This is a genomic window from Micromonospora sp. WMMA1923, assembly GCF_049179195.1.
In the GTDB taxonomy this organism is placed as follows: Bacteria; Actinomycetota; Actinomycetes; order Mycobacteriales; family Micromonosporaceae; genus Micromonospora; species Micromonospora yangpuensis.
The window spans coordinates 3,753,632-3,774,167 of sequence record NZ_JBMHLZ010000001.1 but is presented as its reverse complement, the minus strand read 5'-3'; the positions used below and the strand labels follow the sequence as shown (position 1 = coordinate 3,774,167).

At 71.6% G+C, this 20,536-nt stretch carries 20 protein-coding genes; 10 read left to right on the top strand and 10 right to left on the bottom strand.

What is annotated here, in order from left to right; genetic code table 11:
- Nucleotides 1-183: 183 nt before the first annotated feature.
- Nucleotides 184-1,008: a DUF308 domain-containing protein gene (locus ACN28G_RS16910; protein ID WP_091441252.1), complete on the bottom strand. Its 825-nt coding sequence runs from the start codon at nucleotides 1,006-1,008 to the stop codon at nucleotides 184-186.
- Nucleotides 1,009-1,280: 272 nt separating this feature from the next.
- Entirely contained in the window at nucleotides 1,281-1,973 is a 693-nt protein-coding gene (locus tag ACN28G_RS16905; RefSeq protein ID WP_091446848.1) for a Crp/Fnr family transcriptional regulator, read from the bottom strand.
- Nucleotides 1,974-2,308: 335 nt separating this feature from the next.
- Here ACN28G_RS16905 and ACN28G_RS16900 point away from each other — a divergent pair, with 335 nt between their 5' ends.
- The 4 genes from ACN28G_RS16900 to proC all read left to right on the top strand — a co-directional run bounded on the left by ACN28G_RS16900 (nucleotide 2,309) and on the right by proC (nucleotide 5,500).
- Nucleotides 2,309-2,806 carry a polyadenylate-specific 3'-exoribonuclease AS gene (locus ACN28G_RS16900; protein WP_091446845.1) on the top strand — a complete coding sequence of 166 codons (498 nt, stop codon included), beginning with the start codon at nucleotides 2,309-2,311 and terminating at the stop codon, nucleotides 2,804-2,806.
- Nucleotides 2,807-2,913: 107 nt separating this feature from the next.
- Entirely contained in the window at nucleotides 2,914-3,417 is a 504-nt protein-coding gene (locus ACN28G_RS16895) for a pyridoxamine 5'-phosphate oxidase family protein (protein WP_421479642.1), read from the top strand.
- Nucleotides 3,418-3,582: 165 nt separating this feature from the next.
- Nucleotides 3,583-4,611 (top strand): 6-phosphofructokinase, encoded by a 1,029-nt coding sequence (locus tag ACN28G_RS16890; protein ID WP_421480926.1) that lies wholly within the window; start codon nucleotides 3,583-3,585, stop codon nucleotides 4,609-4,611.
- 70 nt (nucleotides 4,612-4,681) lie between these two features.
- The gene (proC, locus tag ACN28G_RS16885) at nucleotides 4,682-5,500 is read left to right on the top strand and encodes a pyrroline-5-carboxylate reductase (RefSeq protein ID WP_421479640.1); all 819 of its coding nucleotides are present in this window, start codon (nucleotides 4,682-4,684) and stop codon (nucleotides 5,498-5,500) included.
- 110 nt (nucleotides 5,501-5,610) lie between these two features.
- Here proC and ACN28G_RS16880 read toward each other — a convergent pair whose 3' ends face one another.
- Nucleotides 5,611-6,444: an exonuclease domain-containing protein gene (locus tag ACN28G_RS16880; RefSeq protein WP_421479638.1), complete on the bottom strand. Its 834-nt coding sequence runs from the start codon at nucleotides 6,442-6,444 to the stop codon at nucleotides 5,611-5,613.
- A gap of 179 nt (nucleotides 6,445-6,623) precedes the next feature.
- Here ACN28G_RS16880 and ACN28G_RS16875 point away from each other — a divergent pair, with 179 nt between their 5' ends.
- Complete coding sequence (locus ACN28G_RS16875) at nucleotides 6,624-6,974, top strand: DUF2203 domain-containing protein (RefSeq protein ID WP_421479637.1); 351 nt, start codon at nucleotides 6,624-6,626, stop codon at nucleotides 6,972-6,974.
- A gap of 62 nt (nucleotides 6,975-7,036) precedes the next feature.
- Here the strand turns inward: ACN28G_RS16875 and ACN28G_RS16870 are convergent, their stop codons facing one another.
- The 3 genes from ACN28G_RS16870 to ACN28G_RS16860 are packed head-to-tail and all read right to left on the bottom strand — an operon-like array spanning nucleotide 7,037 to nucleotide 9,318.
- A complete protein-coding gene (locus ACN28G_RS16870; RefSeq protein WP_421479636.1) occupies nucleotides 7,037-7,567 on the bottom strand; it encodes an NUDIX domain-containing protein in 531 nt (176 codons plus the stop codon).
- 48 nt (nucleotides 7,568-7,615) lie between these two features.
- Nucleotides 7,616-8,152 (bottom strand): cysteine hydrolase family protein, encoded by a 537-nt coding sequence (locus ACN28G_RS16865; RefSeq protein WP_421479634.1) that lies wholly within the window; start codon nucleotides 8,150-8,152, stop codon nucleotides 7,616-7,618.
- Entirely contained in the window at nucleotides 8,149-9,318 is a 1,170-nt protein-coding gene (locus ACN28G_RS16860) for a helix-turn-helix domain-containing protein (RefSeq protein ID WP_421479632.1), read from the bottom strand. The genes ACN28G_RS16865 and ACN28G_RS16860 overlap by 4 nt, the downstream gene beginning before the upstream one ends.
- Before the next feature lie 319 nt (nucleotides 9,319-9,637).
- Between ACN28G_RS16860 and ACN28G_RS16855 the strand changes: the two genes are divergently transcribed.
- The 4 genes from ACN28G_RS16855 to ACN28G_RS16840 all read left to right on the top strand — a co-directional run bounded on the left by ACN28G_RS16855 (nucleotide 9,638) and on the right by ACN28G_RS16840 (nucleotide 12,649).
- Nucleotides 9,638-9,931 (top strand): hypothetical protein, encoded by a 294-nt coding sequence (locus ACN28G_RS16855; protein ID WP_421479631.1) that lies wholly within the window; start codon nucleotides 9,638-9,640, stop codon nucleotides 9,929-9,931.
- On the top strand, nucleotides 9,928-11,001 hold the full coding sequence (locus ACN28G_RS16850; protein WP_421479630.1) for an FAD-binding oxidoreductase: 1,074 nt from the start codon (nucleotides 9,928-9,930) through the stop codon (nucleotides 10,999-11,001). Before ACN28G_RS16855 ends, ACN28G_RS16850 begins: the two co-directional genes overlap by 4 nt.
- A 95-nt stretch (nucleotides 11,002-11,096) precedes the next feature.
- Complete coding sequence (locus tag ACN28G_RS16845) at nucleotides 11,097-11,666, top strand: type IV toxin-antitoxin system AbiEi family antitoxin domain-containing protein (protein WP_421479628.1); 570 nt, start codon at nucleotides 11,097-11,099, stop codon at nucleotides 11,664-11,666.
- Nucleotides 11,663-12,649 (top strand): nucleotidyl transferase AbiEii/AbiGii toxin family protein, encoded by a 987-nt coding sequence (locus tag ACN28G_RS16840; protein WP_421479626.1) that lies wholly within the window; start codon nucleotides 11,663-11,665, stop codon nucleotides 12,647-12,649. The genes ACN28G_RS16845 and ACN28G_RS16840 overlap by 4 nt, the downstream gene beginning before the upstream one ends.
- Here the strand turns inward: ACN28G_RS16840 and ACN28G_RS16835 are convergent.
- The 4 genes from ACN28G_RS16835 to ACN28G_RS16820 all read right to left on the bottom strand — a co-directional run bounded on the left by ACN28G_RS16835 (nucleotide 12,634) and on the right by ACN28G_RS16820 (nucleotide 18,389).
- Nucleotides 12,634-13,350 (bottom strand): class F sortase, encoded by a 717-nt coding sequence (locus ACN28G_RS16835; RefSeq protein WP_421479624.1) that lies wholly within the window; start codon nucleotides 13,348-13,350, stop codon nucleotides 12,634-12,636. The two genes, ACN28G_RS16840 and ACN28G_RS16835, sit on opposite strands and share 16 nt — an antisense overlap.
- Nucleotides 13,347-14,402 carry a DUF4397 domain-containing protein gene (locus ACN28G_RS16830; RefSeq protein WP_421479622.1) on the bottom strand — a complete coding sequence of 352 codons (1,056 nt, stop codon included), beginning with the start codon at nucleotides 14,400-14,402 and terminating at the stop codon, nucleotides 13,347-13,349. The genes ACN28G_RS16835 and ACN28G_RS16830 overlap by 4 nt, the downstream gene beginning before the upstream one ends.
- A gap of 73 nt (nucleotides 14,403-14,475) precedes the next feature.
- Entirely contained in the window at nucleotides 14,476-18,066 is a 3,591-nt protein-coding gene (locus tag ACN28G_RS16825) for a tetratricopeptide repeat protein (RefSeq protein WP_421479620.1), read from the bottom strand.
- Nucleotides 18,063-18,389 (bottom strand): hypothetical protein, encoded by a 327-nt coding sequence (locus ACN28G_RS16820; protein WP_139135724.1) that lies wholly within the window; start codon nucleotides 18,387-18,389, stop codon nucleotides 18,063-18,065. The genes ACN28G_RS16825 and ACN28G_RS16820 overlap by 4 nt, the downstream gene beginning before the upstream one ends.
- 190 nt (nucleotides 18,390-18,579) lie before the next feature.
- On the opposite strand from ACN28G_RS16820, the gene ACN28G_RS16815 reads away from it, so the two are divergent.
- Nucleotides 18,580-20,193, top strand: coding sequence for a glycosyl hydrolase family 18 protein (locus tag ACN28G_RS16815; RefSeq protein ID WP_091441215.1), 1,614 nt, complete (start codon nucleotides 18,580-18,582; stop codon nucleotides 20,191-20,193).
- The last annotated feature ends 343 nt before the right edge of the window (nucleotides 20,194-20,536 follow it).

The window sequence follows — 20,536 nt, the reverse complement described above, 5'->3', positions numbered from 1 at the left end:
CTGCCGAGGGACCAGCCGCCACGAGGGGGGAGCAACCCGGCAGCCGGTGAGGGGAGTGACGGACAGCGGTATTCCTACTGACCGTAAGTTACACCACTGTTACCTCGGCCGGCCCGGCGGCCACCGTCCCGGGATGCGGTCGGGACGGACGGTGACCGGGTGGCCGGCGGCGGGGTGGCCGGGTCAGACGACCGCGCCGTCGTCCGGGTCGTCCTCGGCGTCACCGGGGCGCAGCCGCCAGATCAGGGTGACGAAGCCGGCCAGGATGCCGGTGAAGCCGAGCAGCGTGACCACCGACCGGTCCACCGGGAGCAGCCAGGGGAAGAGGAAGAGCACGAAACCCAGCACGATGGCCAGGACACCTACCGCGGCGTACTTCGACACCCGGGGCAGCGGCGGTGGCGGCGGGGGATGGTACCGGTCGTTGTCGTCGTCGGGCAGGTGGGCGCCGAAGGTGTCCAGCCCCTCCAACAGGGAGGGCTCGTCCGACCGGTCCCGGCCCAGGGAGATGCCGGAGATGTCGCCGGCGTACGGCAGCCGGCGCACGTCGGTGGCGGTCGGCGCGGCGGTGTCGTCCACGGTGGCCCGGGAGGGGCCGCCGGCCGGCTCGTCGTCGACGTCCTCCGCCGCCGGCCAGGGGCGCCGGTCGACGGTGGGGGTGTCGTGGTAGCCGGCGACGATGCGGGCCCACTCGGCGTCGATGTCGGGTTCGTCGTCGCGGGGACGCTCCGGGGTCGCCTCGTCGGCGAGCTGGGTGAGGTAGTCCCGGGCGGTCCTCAGGTGGGACCGGTCGACGTAGAGCCGGTCGACCGGTCGGGCCGGCACCGTGGTGGTCCGGGTGACCGGGTTCAGATCGGCCGAGGGCTGCAGGTAGGCGGCGATCCCGCCGGCGGCCAGCACGTCGAGCAGGTGCTCACCGACCCGAGGGTCCACGTCGCCGGCGACCGCGTACTCACTCGCGTCGAGCCCGTTGTCCCGCCGTCCCCGACGGGCCCCACCCGCTGACACCGGACATCCTCCTCGTCGCGCGCCCGTGGCACGCCGTTTCGAACCCCTCGGCGTCGCGCCGCCCGCCGTGCCTTGAATCGTGACACGTCCACACCCTGTTCCGGGAGTGCGTTGGGCCGCGTCTTGCAAAGTCAGCGCCCCTGTCGCAGGTGGCGGCCAGGGCCCAATGTCGGTTTTCGCGTATCGGCTGCAACGGGGGCATCGGCGGACGGCCCCGTCCCACCCGCCACCGGCCCGGCGGCGGGCAGCGGTCGATCATCGACCGGGAGCGGTCAGCGATCGCTCATGCCGGCGCGCCGACGTAGCGCGGCCACGTCGGTGACCACGATCCGCCGGCCCTCGGTACGCAACCAGCCCCGGCTGGCGAACGAGCCGATGGCCTGGTTGACGCTCTGCCGGGAACCGCCGGCCATCTCCGCGAGCTGGCTCTGGTTCAGCTCGATGGTGATCATCGGGGCCTGGCTCTCCCCGGCCAGCCGGACCAGGGTCTTGGCCACCCGACCGGGCAGGTCGAGGAAGACGTGGTCGGCGTTCTGCTCGGTCAGCCGGCGGATCAGCCCGCCGAGCGAGCGCATCACCGCGTCGAGGATGCGCGGGTTGGAGTGGACCAGCTCCATGAAGGCACCCCGGGACAGCGCCAACGCGGCGCAGTCCTCGATCGCCTCGGCGGACGCCGAGCGGGTGGAGGCGTCCAGGAGCGACACCTCACCCAGCACGTCCGGCGGCCGGACCACCGACAGCACCGCGCGTTCCCCGGTCGGCGCGGTGCGGAACACCGCGACCGCTCCCCGCCGCAGCACGATCAGCGACTCGCCCGGGTCGTTCTCCACGAACAGCAGCTGACCCTTGCGGTACGTGCGGGGCACGGCCGCCGCGATCACCCGCTGGCGGACCTCCGGCTCCAGGCCGGCGAACATGTCGACGCCCGTGAGCGCGTCACCCGGCTCCGGCAGGCGCATCTCCACGTCGGCGAACCCTTCCCGGTTGAAGACCATTCGCAGCCGGGTGAACCTGACAGCCCCCGCTGCGAGGCGATCTGAACCGGTTCGGCGTCCGGTAGCGGTACACATCAGATCATGACGCCCCGGTCGCTTGCTGTACACCCCTCAAATCACTTGCGTGACAGTCCCGACCTGCCTCGCGACCTGCGCGGCCGCCCGCCGGGCCGGGGGTCTGACCGACCGTCGGGCCGCGGGCTGACCGTCCGGCCGGGTGCCGCCGCCCGACCGGCGGACGCCGTCGGTGGGCCGGCCGGCCCCCGATGTCGGCCCCGGTGGCCCGGTGGACGAGGATGACCGGGATGGTCTACCGCTACTTCTACGACTGCGAGTTCATCGAGGACGGCCGGATCGTCGACCTGGTGTCGATAGGCGTCGTCGACGAGTACGGCCGCGAGTTCTACGCGGTCTCCACCGAGTTCGACGACTCCCGGGCCGTGCCCTGGGTACGCCGCAACGTGCTCGACAAGTTGCCCTCCCCGGCCGACCGGGCCTGGCGCTCCCGGGAGCGGATCCGCGACGAGCTGTACGACTTCCTCGTCGAGCCGGTCCGCAGCCGCCCTGGCGAGCAGTTGGAGCTCTGGGCCTGGTACGCCGCGTACGACCACGTGGTGCTGGCACAGCTCTGGGGGGCCATGCCGGCGTTGCCCCGGGAGCTGCCCCGGTTCACCAAGGACCTGCGCCAGCTCTGGGACGACCGGGGCCGGCCGAGTCTGCCGGAGGCCGCCTCGGCCCGGCACGACGCCCTGGTCGACGCCCGGCACAACCTGGCCCGTTGGCAGGCGATGACCGCGCGGTGAACCGCCCGGGTCGGCGCCACCGGAAAGGCGGTGCCGCGCAGGTTTGACCGGTTCTGTCCGGGGCACCGGTTCGACTTCCGCCGCCGCACGCGAGGGGGTAACCAGCCATGAGTCAGCAGCCGACCAGCACCGCCGACGCCCGCCGTCGGGTCACCGAGCTGATCCGCGAGGCCCGGATCTGCATGTTGACCACCACCGGGGTGGACGGTCACCTGGTCAGCCGGCCGATGGGCCTGCAGGAGGCCGAGTTCGACGGGAACCTGTGGTTCTTCGCCGCCACCGACTCTGCCAAGATCCGCCAGCTCCGGGTGAATCCGGAGGTCAACGTGGCCTTCTCCGATCCCCGGAACCACTCCTGGGTGTCGCTGTCCGGCACCGCCACCGAGGCGTACGACCGGCAGCGGGCCGAGCAGCTGTGGAACCCGATGCTCAAGGCGTGGTTCCCCGACGGGCTGGACACCCCGGGCCTGACGTTGATCAAGGTGCACCCCAGCTCCGCCGAGTACTGGGACGCGCCCGGCAGCACGATGGTCAACCTGTTCGACATCGCCCGGGCGGCGGTGACCGGCCGGGGGCCGAAGGCGGGCGAGCACGAGTCGGTGAGCTACTGAAGCCGGCCGGTGGTCCCGGGGCGCGCTGTCGGCGGATCGGCACGGCGACTACAGTTCGCAGTGACGGCCCGCCCCGGGCCGGCAACGACGCCGATGGTCTGACCTGACCCAACATCCTGGGGTGAATTCGGGCTTAACCTGATGCTTCAGGAGGATGAGCAGATCATGCGTATCGGCGTGCTCACCGGCGGCGGCGACTGCCCAGGTCTCAACGCGGTCATCCGCGCGGTTGTCCGCAAGGGTGTCGCTACCTACGGTCACGAGTTCGTGGGCTTCCGGGACGGGTGGAAGGGCCCGCTGGAGGGCCTGTCCAAGCCGCTGGGCATCGCCGAGGTGCGCGGCATCCTGCCGCGCGGCGGCACCATCCTCGGCTCGTCCCGGACCAACCCCTTCAAGATCGATAACGGCGTCGAGCGGATCAAGGAGAACCTCGCCGCGCAGGGCGTGGACGCCCTGATCGCGATCGGCGGTGAGGACACCCTCGGCGTCGCCACCAAGCTGCACGAGCTGGGTGTCAACGTGATCGGCGTGCCGAAGACGATCGACAACGACCTCGGCGCCACCGACTACACCTTCGGCTTCGACACCGCGGTCAACATCGCGATGGAGGCCATCGACCGGCTGCACACCACCGCCGAGAGCCACCACCGCACCCTGGTCGTCGAGGTGATGGGCCGGCACGCCGGCTGGATCGCCCTGCACGCCGGCCTGGCCGGTGGCGCCAACGTGATCCTGCTGCCCGAACGGAAGTTCGACGTCGAGCAGGTCGCCGGCTACGTCAACAAGCGGTTCGACCACCAGTACGCCCCGATCGTCGTGGTCGCCGAGGGCGCCCAGCCGCTGGACGGCCAGATGGTCCTGCACAACCAGGAGCTCGACGCCTTCGGTCACGTCCGCCTCGGCGGCATCGGCCAGTGGCTCGCCGAGCAGCTGGAGTCCAAGACCGGCAAGGAGGCCCGCACCGTCGTGCTCGGCCACATCCAGCGCGGCGGCACCCCCACCGCGTTCGACCGGGTGCTCGCCACCCGGCTGGGCCTGCAGGCCATCGACGCGGCCAACGAGGGCGACTGGGGCAAGATGGTCGCCATGCAGAGCACCGACATCGTCCGGGTGCCGCTGGCCGACGCCACGGCCGAGCTGAAGACCGTGCCGCTGGAGCGGTACGCCGAGGCCGAGGTCTTCTTCGGCAGCTGATCGTCACCTCGGCGCGCGGCGGACCTTCCCGGGTCCGCCGCGCGCCGCCGGCATGAGAGGGGTACGGCCGATGGCGAAGACGGTGCACACCGTCGCGGTGGTCGGGGCGGGCAAGATCGGCGAGCTGGTGCTCTCCGGGCTGCTGCGCTCGGGCTGGCCGGTGGACCGGCTGCTGGCCACCGCCCGGCGGCCCAGCCGCGCCGAGGACCTCACCGCCCGCTACGGCGTCCGGGTGGTCGACAACCTCACCGCCGTCGCCGAGGCGGAGGTGCTCGCCGTCGCGGTCAAGCCCCAGGACGCCGCCGCCCTGCTCGACGACATCGGCCCGAAGGTCCCCGCCGACAAGCTGGTGATCTCCCTCTGCGCCGGCCTGCCCACCACGTTCTTCGCCCGCCGACTGTCCGAGGGCACCCCGGTGGTACGGGTGATGACCAACACCCCGGCCCTGGTGGACCAGGCGATGACCGCCATCTCGGCGGGTGCCCACGCCACCGGCGAGCACCTGGCCCTCGCCGAGGAGATGTTCAGCCCGCTGGGCGCGACCGTACGGGTGCCCGAGTCGCAGCAGGACGCGGTGACCGCCCTCTCCGGCTCCGGCCCGGCGTACTTCTATCTCCTCGTCGAGGCGATGATCGACGCCGGCATCCTGCTCGGGCTGCCCCGGCAGGTGGCGCACGAGCTGATCGTGCAGACCGCGATCGGCTCCGCCGTCATGCTGCGCGACTCCGGCGAACACCCGGTGAAGCTGCGCGAGGCGGTCACCTCGCCCGCCGGCACCACCATCTCCGCCATCCGCGAGCTGGAGAAGCACGGCGTACGCGCCGCCCTGCTGGCCGCCCTGGAGGCCGCCCGCGACCGAGCCCGCGAACTCGCCACCCAAGCCGACTGACCTCCCCGCCCACCCGCGGCCCCGGATGGCGCTCGATCAGGGAAACCGTGGTCTGCGCCGGCCACGACGCCACTGTTTCCCTGAATGAGCGGGAATGCGGGAGCGTTCGGTCAGTCGCGGTCCGCGGTTTCCAGCGGCCACTCCAGGCTCACCTGTCGGGCCTGGCCGGTGCGGTCGAAGTACGCCTGGAGGTCGCGGCCCTGCTCGGCGTGCCACCGGGCCTGGGTCTGGTGCAGCTCGGTCAGGGACATCCGGGCGATCCGCTCGTGCCGGGCGGCGATCGACCGGGCCAGGCCGACCGCGGCCCGCGCGTCGCTGGCCGCCTCGTGCGCCGTGCCCGGCTCGACCTCGTAGTACGTGCAGAGGTCACCGAGCTGCCGGCCACCGGACCAGTACCGTTCCACCTCGCGGTGCAGGACGGACGGGTCGACGACGACCGCCTGCTCCCAACCGACCGCCGGCAGGCCGTGCCGGGCCAGCTCGGTGTGCAGGGCCGTCACGTCGTACCCTGCGCAGAAGGCGACCAGCGGGGTCGTGTCGGCGATCAGCTTCGCCACCGCCGTGCCCAGCTCGGCCAGCGCCTCCCGGGCCGGTCGACCCTGCGCCCGGACCAGGTCGTCGGTGATGCCGTGCACGGCCGTGGCGTCCGCCGGAATCGGCTCGCCGGGATCGACCAACCAGGTGCGCTGGGTACCGTCGGGGAAGGTCAGCGCCGCCGACACGATCCGGGTACGCATCGGCTCCCGCTGGGTGCCCTCCAGGTCGAAGCCGACCAACGGCAGGTCGTGCCAGCCGGCATGGTCACCCCGGGGCGGTGCGGTCCGCGCCGGTGCACACCCCGGATGGTACGAGCCCCAGTCGTCACCGACCCTGATCCGTCGGCCCGCTCCGGCCTCGACCCAGCTGTTGCACGCGCCGCAGCGCCCACCGTACTTGTTGATCACGTTCTACCGACTCCCGAGTGAGGACCGGGTACGAAGGCGTGTCCGCCTCACGTACCTAGAGACCGGATCATGGTGTCCGATATGGATCCCGGTCAAACGGGCCGGCCAACTCCGGCGGTGACCCGGGTGGACCGTCAGTAGTGGTCGCCCGGGTCTGGTCGGTGCCGCATACTGGCCCGGTGTTCACTCTCGCCCAGGCGCGTCATCTGGTCTCCACGCTGCGTCCCCGCATCGACGAGCTGATCCGGATCCGCGCCGACCTGACCGAACTGCGCGTCGACCTGGCCGCCTCGGGAGTCTCCGTGTTGGGTGGCCAGGCCGAGGTCAAGGGGCTGGAGGCGCGGCTGCACGCGGTGCTGGAGGAGCTGAACGCCCACGACATCGAGGTCAAGGGGATCGCCCCGGTGCTGCTCGACTTCCCCGGTGAACGCGACGGCCGGCCGGTGCTCTGGTGCTGGCTGGAGGGCGACTCCGACGTGCGCTGGTACCACCGCGCCGACTGCGGCTTCGCCGGCCGCCGCCCGACCTGACATGGTGGACGGTCCGCCGGCAGACCTTCCACGGGACAGCTACCGAGGAGACGGCCCCCGGATCACGAGGGCTCGCCGTTGACGAGGTACTGACTACCGCCCAGCGTGATCGCCGCCATGGCATTGGTAAGCCGATGCCAGACGTACGGTCGAAGCATCGACTCGGCCTCGTCGAGCGGGCTCAGGCGGTACTCGAGTAGTTCTCCGTCGGCCAGTCGTATCCCCGCCGTCTCGTCGCCACGGAGCACGCCGCCGTCGAACACGAACATGAGGCTGTCGTCCCACGGGCCGTGCGGAGCCACCCAGTCCACGACCAGCATCCTTCCGACCTTCAGCCGAATGCCCAACTCCTCGCGTAGCTCCCGCTCGGCGGCCTGGTCGGGTCGTTCGTTCGCCTCGGCCATGCCACCAGGGAGATCCCAGTACGGCTTGTAGTGGGGGTTGACGAGCAGCACCTGGCCTTGCTCGTTCCTGATCAGGACGTCCGCGCCGACGCGCTTGCGGGCCTTCCTCGCGTTTCCCTCCGCCAGGTGGGCCTGCCACGCGACCGGATCCCGCTCGTAGAGCGAGCGGTCATCCGAGTTGTCCGTCACCGACCGCTCCTGTCCGTAGCGCACCGACGCTTCGTCGGGCCCGCCTTCTCAGATGAGGATCGCTTCTCTGGCAGTGATGAGCTGACCGGCCCCGATGAAACGTCGTGCCACCGTCAGGCCAGCATCATGAGCGAACTGTCCCCCGTGACTGGCCGAGGCGTCCGTCACGAGCCAGGGTGTGAAGTCTTGCTCGAAGGCGTCCACCGCCGACTTCAGGACGCAGCTTTCGGTGGCCACGCCACAGAACACGAGGTCGGTCCAACCTTCCCGGACGGCAAGGTCCATGCCTTCCTCGTTGAAGTACGAGTAGATGCGCTTGTCGATCACTGCCCTTGCCCGGGTGGCGTGCTGGCTCAGCTCGGGCACGATGTCCGTCTCCGGTGGGTGCTGCACCTTTGACCAGTGGATCAGTCTTTCGAATGGGCTGCCCGGGTAGTTGTGGTAGCGGGTGAAGACGACCGTACCGCCGATGGCCTCCCAGCGCTCCACCAACTCCACGACCTTCGGGATGACGTGCCGGCTCTGGTCGTTGATGAAGCCGTTCTGCATGTCGATGACGATCAGGGCCGCTCGGGTGCTGCTCATTCGTAGACTCCGCTACTGCTGATCGGCTCGGCCTCTCGAAGCGCCGCCTGGGCCTGCGTCAGGCGTTCGGGTAAGCCGCTCGTCGTGACGGCTGCCTGACGCATCAAACAGTGCTGAGCCGTCTCCCGTACCCGTGCGGTGGTAAGCCGCGAGTGGGCGGCCCGCAGGAAGCGCCAGCCGAACTGCTGCGGTATCACCGGATCTCGGCCTGCCTCCACTGCTCGCTGAACGTGCCGGCAGTAGGCCCAGAGCATCTGCACATCGATCTCCAGCGAAAGCAGTTCATCAGCGGTGAGGGCCCGTTCCGGTGAGATCGCGTGGTAGGCCAACCCCGACCAGGCCGCGAAGCCGACGGACACACCAGGGATTCCGAAGGGCTCGGCGGGGAGTTGGTCGAATCCCTCAGCCAACAACCCCCGCTCTACCTGCTCCGAGACAGGCTGGGGTCGAGGCGTCGCGTGGCGGTCGACCAGGACAGAAGGCAGGCTCAACAGCCGGACGACGTTGTCCAGGTCCTCGGGGCGGCATCCCGGCTGGTGGAGGAGATACATCGACATCACATACTCCGGCGCTGCCACCCGGCTGTCCGGCCGGGCCGACAGTAGTCGATCGATCTGGTGGGCTGCCCACGGCAGGTCCTCCTCGTAACTCGCGTACCGCCAGGCCGCGAGTTCGGCCAGGTTGGTGGGGGCGAGTTCCTGTTCCAGGTGGAACACCAGCACGCCACAGGCGAAGATGTGAGCGGTGCATCGGCCGCTCGGATGGGGCACCTTCGTCGCCGACACGTGCAGCCACTCGTGGGTGCGTGGCTGCACCTGTGGCGATCTGGTCAGATCCTTGGCTGCCTCCGCCCCGATGTATGCCGGGATGAACTTGTGGGACTGGACGCGGTAGCCCTCGACCGAAGCGGCAGCGGCAGCGGGTCTCGGGGTCGCGTCTGCCGCAGCGCCAAATCGGCGCACCACCTCGTCGCTTGCCATGCGTAGGGCGGTGTCCAGCGCAGCCTGCATCTCCGGTCGGGGCTGCACCCCCTCCCGGCCCGCTTCCCACTTGGACACCGTGCGTTCGCTGACGCCGAGATGTTCGGCGAAGTCGCGGATGCTCATCCGCAGGGCATGGCGCAGCGCTCGGGTTTCTCGCCCGGTCCACTTCTGCACGGTCGTCATCGACTCGCCTTCGCTCGGCCAGAGACCGGCCAGTCAGAGCCTAGCGGCTCGACTTCAGAAGTAGTACAGCGTAGGTGCAGAGCGTAGTCGTACCCAAGGATCGCCATGCCGACCAGGGTGGACGCATGGCCCGGGGCGGATGCTGGGCTCCGGTGGGCATTCCCCCGATGCGTCCGCCGTCCCCGCCCGCCCCGGTGCCGTTCCATCACTCGATTTCGGCGGAAGGGCTTGTCATGGACGAATTCACCTGGCGGTGGGCGTGAGCGGGTTCGGGCCGTACCCGGTGGAAGTTCTCGGGTCGGCGGGGGTGCGGAACGCGGTGGCGCGGTGGTTGGGGCTGGTGGCGGCGGACGCCGAGCTGGCGCCGTACCTGGTCGGGGTCGATCGGGCCCGGCTCGGTGGGCACCTGGCGCTGAGTCTCACGGTGGCGCTCGGCGGGCCGGCGGGCGACCTCGCCCGACCGGCGGTCGGGGCGTGGCGGGGTCTGGGCCTGACCGAGGAGCAGCACCGCCGGGTGGTCGACTACCTGACCGGGGTGCTCTGGGCGCTCGACGTGCCGGCCGGCGCGATCGACGCGGCCCGGCGGGCCTTCGCGGACGAGGCCGGCGCATGACCGGCGGCCTGGCCGCGTCGTGGTCGGCCACCCTGCGCCACGCCCACCTGGCCGCCGAACACTTCTGGGGTGCGGTCGAGCAGCGCTGCCCGGGGCGGCTGCCGCAGCGGGAGGCGGCCGTGTTCCTCGCCGCGCTGGGGCGGCTGGCCAGCGGCGGCGACGACCCGGCTGGGCGGGCGGCGCTGCTGGCCGTGCTCGGCTCCGCCTACCGCCGTTACCGCCTGCTGCCGCACCAGGATGCCGTCGAGGCCGCGCTCGTCGCCACCGTCGCCCGGTACGCGCCCGGGACGCCGGAGTCGGCGGCTGCGTGGGCACAGGCCGCGCGGTCGGCGTCGGTGGCGGTGACCCACGCCGCCGAGCGGGCCGGCGACGGCCCGGCCTGGTGGCCGGCCCGGGTCGTCGACCACGACCGGGCCGCCGAGGGCGTCGCCATCCTGACCGTACGCCCCTGGCGAAGCCTTCCGTTGCGGCCCGGTCAGGCGGTGCCGGTCTGCACCGAGCGCTGGCCCGGCCGGTGGCGTTGGTACTCGCCGGCCAACGCTCCGCGCCCGGACGGCAGCGTGGAACTGCACGTCCGGGCGGTCGCGGCAGTCTCCCGCGCCCTGGTCCACGCGGTACGCCCCGGCGACCGGCTCTGGCTCGGCCCACCGCACGAGGTCGGGCTGAGCCTCGACCCGGCGTCCCGGTCGGACCTGCTGCTGGTGGCCGGGGGCACCGGCCTCGCGCCGCTGCGCTCCCTGGCCGAGCAGGTCGCCGAGGTCCCGGCCGGACGGCGGGTGACCCTGGTCGTCGGCGCTCGTACCTTCGCCGATCTCTACGACGCGATCAGCCTCGACAAGCTCCAGTGTGCCCACGACTGGCTGACCCTGGTGCCGGCGTTCTCGCACGATCCCGGGGCCGAGCCGGGGGAGTGGGGCGACGCGTTGACCGTGGCGCTTGAGCACTACCGGCCCGGCCAGGAGGTCTACCTGTGTGGGCCGCCGCTGATGGTGGCCGGGTCGCGGCTGCGGCTGCTCGCCGCCGGTGTCCCGGCCGGGCGCATCCACCTGCCGACAGAGCCTGCTGGCTGACGGGTCTCTCACAACCGAAGAAATTCGTTACAGGTCACCGGGAGGTGTGTAGGATTTCTTTGGTGATGCGAGGGGGAGAGGCCAAGGCGGCGTCGGTGCGGTTGTTGCCGGCAACCTTCAGCTACTCGCAGGCGCTGGCCGCCGGCCTGACGCAGTGGCGGCTCTACCGGTTGCGGGATCAGGGGCTGATCGAGCCCCTGGGCGGAGGGCTCTACCGGCGTCACGACGCCGAGGCCGCAGACATCGACCTCATCGAGCTCGCCCGCCGAGCCCCGCCTGCCACTCTCTGCCTGACCAGCGCGCTGGCTCGGCACGGCCTCACTGACGAGATTCCCTCCCGCATCGACGTCGCGCTGCCTCGTGGCCGGCATCGGCCGGCGACGGTGGCCCCGGTCGCCTGGCACACCTTCGATCCGGGCACCTTCGAGATCGGCCGCACCAAGTTGTCACTCGATCCGGATACCTCGATCGGACTCTATGGCCCGGAGCGCAGCATCATCGATGCCGTTCGCCTCCGGCACCGCGAGGGCCCAGAGTTGGCGTACACGGCTTTGCGTAGGTGGCTGAGACGGGACGGCGCGGCACCGGCGAAGTTGCTGGCGATGGCTCGATACTTTCCGCAGGCCGAACGACCCCTCCGAGAGGCTCTGGAGATATTGCTGTGACCGTGCGCCCGACCCGAGCCACCGTGGCCGGCCGTGCCTACCTCGACCTTCAGAATCTTGCGCGCCGCACCGGCCGCCCGACCGACGAGCTACATCAGATCTATGCCCTGGAGGGCTTCCTCGCCCGCTTGGCCCAATCCCCGTACGCGGACAAGCTCGTCCTCAAGGGTGGCGTGCTGCTGGCCGCCTACGCCGCCCGCCGGCCGACCCGCGATGTGGATCTCCAGGGGCGATGGATCTCGAACGACGCCGAGCAGGTGCTCGGTATCGTCCGTCGCATCGCCGCGATGGATCTGGACGACGGCTTGACGCTCGACGCGGCTAGCGCAACTGCGGAAAGCATCCGGGACGACGACATCTACACCGGTGTTCGGGTCAGCCTCAGCGGCCATCTCGCCGCTGCCCGTCTCGCCTTCCATGTCGACGTCAACGTCGGCGACCCGATCTGGCCAGAGCCGCAGTCGATCAAGCTGCCGCGCCTGCTCGACGGTGAGATCGCGGTGACGGGCTATCCGCTCTCCATGGTGTACGCCGAAAAGCTGGTGACGGCATTGCAGCGCGGTGTGGCAAACACCCGATGGCGCGACTTCGCCGACGTCTACCTGCTGTCAGGCCGGCACGACGTCGATGGCGACGAGCTTGCCGCAGCCGTACGAAGGGTGGCCGAGTACCGCGAGGTGACGCTCGTGCCGTTGAGTCAGGCTCTCGACGGCTATGCGACGCTCGCTCAGCGGCGCTGGGCCGTTTGGCGGCGCAGGCATCGCCTCGACGATCGACTGCCGCAGAGCTTCGAGGAGGTGTTGCGGCGGGTCTTCGTGCTTGCCGATCCCGCGATGACCGGGCTTTCCGAAGGCCGGGAGCACCGGCCGAGAACACGCCGGGAGGCACTGGACGAGTTGACTGCGGACGCGGTCGACATGGGTCTCTACGACGAGGCGATCCGGCGAGGTCGCCAGATGCCGGACGATCAGTCGGACGAGTAACCGTCCGCTGGCGGAAGCGGGCGGGTCGGTGCGGTCGAGGTCGGGAACGGGTCGGCGGGGTCGTCGGTGACCGCGAAGACCACCACGTTGTCCCGGTAGTGGCCGGTGGTCCGGTCGAAGTCGCCGCCGCAGGTGACCAGGCGCAGCTCCGGCACGGGGGTCGGGCCGTACACGGCGGTGGTGGGGAACTCGCCCTTGGCCACCCGTACCGTGCGGGTCACCCGGAACGACACCGGTGTGCCGCCGCGCCACACCTGGACCCGGTCACCGGGGCGTAGTTCGCCGAGGCGGGCGAAGACGGCCGGGCCGTGCCGGGAGTCCAGGTGGCCGGCGAGCACCGCCGGGCCGGGGTCGCCGGGGGCGGGGCCACCGCCGTACCAGCCGGCCCGGTCGAAGTCGGCCGGCGGGGTCAGCGCGCCGGTGCGGTCCAGCCCGAGCACGGTCAGTGGGGAGTCGACGTCGATGCGCGGTACGCGTACCCGGGTGGGTGGACCGGTCGGCGCGGTGCCGGCGGTGGCCGGCGGACAGTGCTCGGCGCAGCCCGGTTGCCAGCCGGCCGCCGACCCGCCGGGGTCGGTGGTGGCCACGCCGACGCCGGTGCCGACCGCCACCCCGAGCGCCGCACCGGCCGCGACCAGCCCGAGCAGCGGCGACCGGCGACGGTGCCGCCGGATCGCCGAGCCGCCGGGCCGGGAACTCACCGGACCGGCCGCCACCTGCGCCGCAGCAGCACCAGCCCACCGACCAGGGTCACCGTGGCGAGCCCGGCACCCACGATCATCGGGTACGTCCCGCCGGTGGCCCTTTCGGCGTCGCCAGCCTCGGTACCGGCCGATCCGGCCGCCTCGGCGCTGGTCGGCTGGGCGTCGTCGGCGCTGCCGGGCAGGGCCACCCCGCCGGGTAGCGCCACCCCGCCGGGTAGCGCCACCCCGCCGGGTAGCGCCAGGCCGCCGGCGCCGGTGTCCACGCCGCCGGTCGGGGTGACCGTGCCACCTCGGGCGTCCTCGCGTAGCTCGGCGGTGAGCCCGCCGCGCTCGGCGTCGAGCACCAGCAGCGAGTAGACCGCGCCACCGGTCAGGGTGACCCGGGCGTCGGTACGGGGACCGTTGGTGCCGCCGAGCCGTAGCCGCCACGGGCCGGGCTCGACCGGGCGGTACCCGGTGCTGGTGGCGAACTGCACCTGCTCGGCGATGGGCGGGCCGTCGACGGCGGTCACGTCCAGCACCGGCGCGCGGACCGAGGCCTGGACCACCCGTACCTTGGCCTGCCCCCGGGGTGGGGCGGTGAGGTCGTCGGTGAGCACCCGCAGCCCCAGGTCGGCGTAGCGGCCCACCCCGGCGACCGTGTACGCCTCGCCGGCGGTCACCGCCACCTCGGTGGTCAGCACCGGCTGCTCGTCGGCGGGTGCGCCCGCCGTGCGCATGGCCACCGCGTACCGGCCGGCCGGCACCGGCAGGTACGTGGACACCGCCCCGTACCCGACGGCGGGGAAGACCCGGGGTTCGGCGGCGTCCGGCGCGCTCAGGTACACGTCGACCGCCGGGGTGTCGGGGGAGAGATGGGCCAGCCGGACGTACCCGACGGGGTCCTGGCCGGCCGCGCGGGCCAGCGCGGCCGCCTCGGTCGCGGCCCGGCCCCCGGTGGTCGGGCCGGCCGTGGCGGGTGGGGCGGCGGCCAGGGTCAGACCGGCGGTGACGGCGAGCGCGGCCACCGCGCTCGACCGGCGACGACCGGGGGTACGGGGAATGCGCATCACGCCTCCGCAGGAGTCGGTCAGGGGGAACACAGCGGGTAACAGGGTCCCGTGAACGGGACTGGCGCGCAAGTCACCCGTTCGGTTCTGCGCCGCTGGTCGGCGCGGTTTCGGTGCCCTCGGCGGACGGCTGCTCCAGGGCGAGCTGGGCGAGCCGGTGGGTCGTGGCGGTGACGCCCGCCGGGTGCCCGGCCTCGTGGTACAGGCGCAGGGCGGTGCGGTAGCACTCCTCGGCTCCGGGGCGGCCCCGTTGCTGGGCCAGGGTACCGAGCCGGTAGTGCGTGTCGGCGAGGCTGATCCGGTCGTGGATCTCCTGGTAGCCGGTGAGCGCCTGCTCGTAGTGGCTCTCCGCCTGGTCGTACCGCTGCTGGCGCTGCGCGACCGTGCCGAGCTGGTAGTACGTGTCAGCGATGCCCTTGTGGTCGGCGACGGCGCGGAAGGCGACTAGGGCCTCCCGGTAGTGCCCGACGGACTCGTCGAGGCGGTCCCGGGTCTGGGCCAGGGTGCCGAGCTGGTACCGGGTGTTCGCGGCGCCGTGGCTGTCCTGGTACGCCTGCAGGATCTCCAGCGCCTGCCGGTAGTGGTCGGCCGCTTCGGTGTGGCGGCCCTGCTCCTGCGCGACGATCCCCAGCCCGTGGTGCGCGTACCCCGCCTTGTGCCGGTTGTGGCCGGCCAGGAAGCTGTCCAGTGCGGCCTGGAGGTGCTCGTTGGCCTGGTCGAGGTGGCCCCGTTCGTGCGCGAGCATGCCGAGGTGGTGGTAGCTGAAGCCGGCCGAGGCCGGGTCGAACCGCAGGAAACCGGCCAGCGCGGCGCGGAAGTGCCGCTCGGCCTGGTCGAAGCGGCGTTCGGACTGGGCGACCATGCCGAGGTGGTGGACGATCCGGGCGCTCTCCTTCTCGTCGTCGAACTCGCCCAGGATCGCCAGTGCCTGCCGGTAGTGCTCCCGGGCGTCGGCGTAACGCCGCTGCCCGTGGGCGAGACCCCCGATCAGGTAGTGGACGGTGGACAGGTCCCGGCGCAGCTCTCCGACGGCGTCCCGGCGGGCGGCGAGGACCAGGTCCAGCAGGTGCCGTCGGGACTCCTGTTGCTTGTTCTGGTCGAGGTACTCCTCCATGGCCCAGACGATCTGTTGGACGGGCTGCCCGGTGGCCAACCCGTGGCTCAGGGCCCCGCGCAGGTTGGCGTAGTCGATCTCGGCCCGTAGCTCGCCGCTGCGCCGCAGGCTGGGTCTGGTGGCGACGAGCATCCCGTGGATCTTCCCGGCCAGCACCGTGTAGAGCCGGTAGTGCGCCTGCCGGGTGGCGGCCTCGACGCCGGGGTGCTCCCGCAACCGGGTCCGGAGGAAGTACGGCAGCACCGGCAGGATCTGCACCCAACGCGGATGCCGGGGGTGTGGGGTGGCCAGGCCGACCCGGACCGCCTCGGCGACGGCGGCGTCGAGGTCGACCGGTCCGAGGGCCCGGACCGCCTCGTCGGTGTCCAGCCGCCCGCGGTACGCCCCGAGCATCGTGACCGGGATGCTGCCGGTGAACGGGGCCAGCAGCAGCAGCGCGTGCTGGGTGGCCGGGTCGAGCTTGCCGTGGCTGTACGCGATCGCCGTGCTGATCAGGCCGTACGGGTCCGCGTCCGGGATGCCCTGCCGCAGGTCGGCGAGGACCTGGGTCGGGGAATGGGTGGCCATCGTCGGCAGCACCACGGTCAGTGGCAGCGGGTACCCGCCGAGCAGGCCGCGCAGCTCCTCCAGGGCCTGCCGTTGGGTCTGGTCGCGCAGGTGGTGGGCGCCGCCGTGCCGGTTGAGGACGGCCTCGACGAGCACCGACGCGGCCTGCTCGTCCAGACCTGGCAGCAGGTACGTGTTGTCGCCGAAGGTCCGCGCCGCGAGCCACCGTTCGTCCTCGCGGGAACCGACCAGCACCAGGGTCCGGCCGCCGGGCAGCGCGCCCAGGAAGTCGGCGAGCCGGTGCCGGTCGGCCTCGGCCAGCGCGTGGGGGATGGCGGCCGGCGTGGCGGTGACGGACTCGACGTTGTCCAGCACGAGCAGGTACCGGCGGGCCCGCAGCAGCCGGACGATCCGTTCCGTGCGGGCCGTGGTGGTCAACTCCTCCCACCGGTACCGCTCGGCCCGGCCGAGCAGGTCGGCGGCGATCGACTCGACGATCTCGTCGACGGTCCAGGCCCGGCTCTCGTAGCTGAACCAGAAGACCATCTCCACCAGCCCGGTGCGCTGCCACCACCAACCCAGGTGGCGCAGCAGGGTGGTCTTGCCGGCCCCGACCATGCCACGCACCAGCAACACGTTGCGGTCGTCGTGGATCAGCAGCCGCCGTTCGATGGCCAGCACGTCCAGGTCGCGGCCGATGAACCCGTACTCCGGTCGCGGCTCGTCGCGGACCCGGGCCTCGTACTCCAGGAAGCGGTTCTCCTGCTCGACCGACATCTCGGCCAGCGCGAGCCGGACGTCGCGCTGGTGGAAGAAGACCGGCAGCACCCAGTCCTCCAGGTCGAGCTGCTGGTCGAAGTACGCCTGCCGGCCCTTGGCGTCGAAGAGCGACCGGCGGGCGGCCTGGACCGCGTCGACCAGGTCGTCGCCCTGGGTCAGGGCGGCGTAGAGCAGCGGCATCGCCAGTTGGGCGGCGGACACCGTCACCGAGTACGCCATCCCGATCGCCACCGGGACGCCGGCGGCGACCAGGCGCTGGGCCAGGCTGGCCTCGCTGACCGGCTCCTTGGCCGACTGGCAGGCGTTGAGCACCGCCACCGGCACCCGGTGCTCGGCCAGCAGGTCGGCCACGTCCTGGGCGGGGACCGCCTCGGCCCGCCCGTCCTGCGCGGTCTCGAAGAACAGGAAGGCCCGCTGGCCGGCGAAGGCGGTGGGCGCGCTGGCGAAGGTGTAGCCGGAGAAGGTGTACCGGTCGGCGGCGCGGCTGCGGGTCAGCTCGGCGAAGTCGGTGACCGCGCCGTGCACGTCGAAGTGGATCACCTGGTAGTGGCCGGAGCCGTGCAGTTTCGTCTTCCAGCGCAGGTGCCGCTGCAGCGCCGGCCAGGTGCCGGGGCGGACCAGGTCGACCACGACCGGCCGCTCCGCCCGGCGCAGCCCGTCCAGCAGCGGCCGGGAGATGGTCCGGTAACCCACGTCGGCCGGCCCGTTCGGACGGGCGGTGACCACCAGGATGTTCAGCGTCGACGGTGGTGGGGGCAGCTCGAAGCCGACCGAGGGCAGGTCCACCCGCCGGGTCACCGGCAGCCGGAGCACCGACGGCACCCGCAGCGCGGGATCGCAGAGCGCCTCCCAGTGCAGCCGGTGGAAGGCGGCCGAGCCCTGCACCTGCAACCGGCACCCGTCGAAGCCCCGCCGGGCCAGGGCACGGTAGTGCGTCATCGCCTCCCCGGTGAAGACCTGTCCGAACAACCGCTCGCCGTAGGCCCGTAGCCGCTGCTCGGCGTCCTCGGCCAGGTCGCGGTCGAGGAAGGGGAAGCGCAGGTGCTCCTCGAAGTACCAGGCGAAGCGCTCCTCGTCGCCGGGCTCGGCGGGATCGGTGAGCACCACCTCGAACTCGGTGGCGTCGCCGAAGGACACCCGGGTGACGAACGCGCCGTCGGACCGCTGTGAGCGCTCGGCGACGTGGATGACCGTCTCCGGTCCGCCGGTGGTCGGCGGGCTCACCGACGGCTCCGGCGCAGGCGTATCACCACCACCCGGTCGTCGCCGGAGACCGTCTCGACCAGCTCCAACTCCGTGACGTCCACCGGCGGGCGTTGCTTAGTCACCAGGCGGCGGATCAGGTCGTACAGCAGGGTGCTGGCCAGGTTGACCGCCAACGGCACCCAGACCAGCTCGGCCGGTCCCGGCCAGAAGGTGCCGGGGCCGGGTCGGTGCAGCGACGCCGTGCCCAGCGCGGCTGCCTCGTCGTCGTCCTCCCAGGTCCGCGCCAGCGTGGTGGGCGAAATGCCCGTGGCCGGATCCACCGCGATCACCAGTCGAGCCATCAGTCGCCCTCCAGCGCCCTCCAGCTGAAACACGTTTCGTGTCGACCACGGTGGCACAGCGTGGCAAGAGGACAGCGGATCCCGGGTTCGGTAGGGATCGAAGCGCGTACATCTTGACGAATTGATGAACCCGTGAGTAGCGTCTCAGCATCGTTATTGGAAACTTTCCTAACTGTTTGAGGAGACGCGCATGAAGAGATCGCTCCGCCGCGCCCTCTGGGTCGGCGCCGTGGTCGCGGTGACCGTGGCGACGGTCCCGGTGGCCGCCGCCTCCGGCGCCGGCAGTGTCACCGCGACCTTCACCAGGGCGCAGGACTGGGGGACCGGCCACGAGACCAAGGTGACCGTCACCAACGGCTCGACCGCCTCGGTCGCCACCTGGCGCATCGAGTTCGAGCTGCCCGCCGGCACCACCATCAGCAGCTCCTGGGACGCCGACGTCACCGCCAGCGGCAGCCGCTACGTGGCGGTGAAGAAGAGCTGGGCCGGCGCGCTCGCCCCCGGCGCGTCGTTCAGCTGGGGATACAACGGCACCGGGGCGTACCGTGCACCCGTGAGCTGCACCGTCAACGGCGTCTCCTGCGGCGGCGGGACCACCCCGACCACCCCGCCGACGACGACGCCACCCACCACCGCGCCGCCGACCACGCCACCCACCACGCCGCCACCGACCACCCCACCGGACCCCGGCGGCAAGAAGGTCGTCGGCTACTTCGCCCAGTGGGGTGTCTACGGCCGCAACTACCACGTGAAGAACATCCACACCAGCGGCTCGGCGGCCAAGCTCACCCACATCCTGTACGCCTTCGGCAACACCACCGGCGGCCGGTGCACCATCGGCGACAGCTACGCCGACTACGAGAAGGCCTACACCGCGGCCGACAGTGTCGACGGGGTCGCCGACACCTGGGACCAGCCGCTGCGCGGCAGCTTCAACCAGCTGCGCAAGCTCAAGAAGATGTACCCGCACCTGAAGGTGATCTGGTCCTTCGGCGGCTGGACCTGGTCCGGCGGCTTCACCCAGGCCGCGCAGAACCCGACCGCCTTCGCCAACAGCTGCTACAGCCTGGTCGAGGACCCGCGCTGGGCCGACGTCTTCGACGGCATCGACATCGACTGGGAGTACCCGAACGCCTGCGGCCTGACCTGTGACGCCAGCGGCCCGAACGCCTTCAAGAACGTGGCCTCCGCGCTGCGGACCCGGTTCGGCTCCTCGGCGCTGGTCACCGCCGCCATCACCGCGGACGGCAGCAACGGCGGCAAGATCGACGCCACCGACTACGCCGGCGCGGCCAGCCACCTCAACTGGATCATGCCGATGACCTACGACTACTTCGGCGCGTTCGCCCCGCAGGGCCCCACCGCCCCGCACTCGCCGCTGACCTCGTACACCGGCATCCCGCAGCAGGGCTTCTGGTCCGACGCGGCGATCCAGAAGCTCAAGAGCAAGGGCATCCCGGCCAACAAGCTGCTGCTCGGCATCGGCTTCTACGGCCGGGGCTGGACCGGGGTCACCCAGAGCACCCCGGGCGGCACCGCCACCGGGCCCGCCCCCGGCACCTACGAGCAGGGCATCGAGGACTACAAGGTGCTCAAGAACACCTGCCCGGCCACCGGCACCGTCGGCGGCACCGCGTACGCCAAGTGCGGCAGCAACTGGTGGAGCTACGACACCCCGTCGACCATCGGCGGCAAGATGACGTACGCCAAGAACCAGAGCCTCGGCGGCGCGTTCTTCTGGGAGCTCTCCGGCGACACCAGCAACGGCGAGCTGATCACCGCCATCCGCTCCGGCCTCACCTGAGGTGTAAGGAAGGGCCCCTTGTTAACGCTTTCGGTAGAGAAGGGCACCCTTCTCACCAGCGGGCTGGCAGGGGGCCCTTCTCGTGGCCACGCGGACCGGCTCCGCCTCGCCCAGGGCTCCGGCGACGTCAGCCCGATGCTCGGCGTATGCCCCAGACGCCGGCCGATCCCGGCCAGTTGCTGCCCACGGGTGCACCACCCCATCCCCCATCCGCCCCGAGCGACCTCGGCGGTCAGGCGACAGTTTCCCTGTTGTGGTGGTCTCGGGCGGGCAGGTGGGGACATCATCCTGGAAGTTGCGCAACATCTATGACGGCGTCTCCCCGTGGCGCTATCGGGTCGTC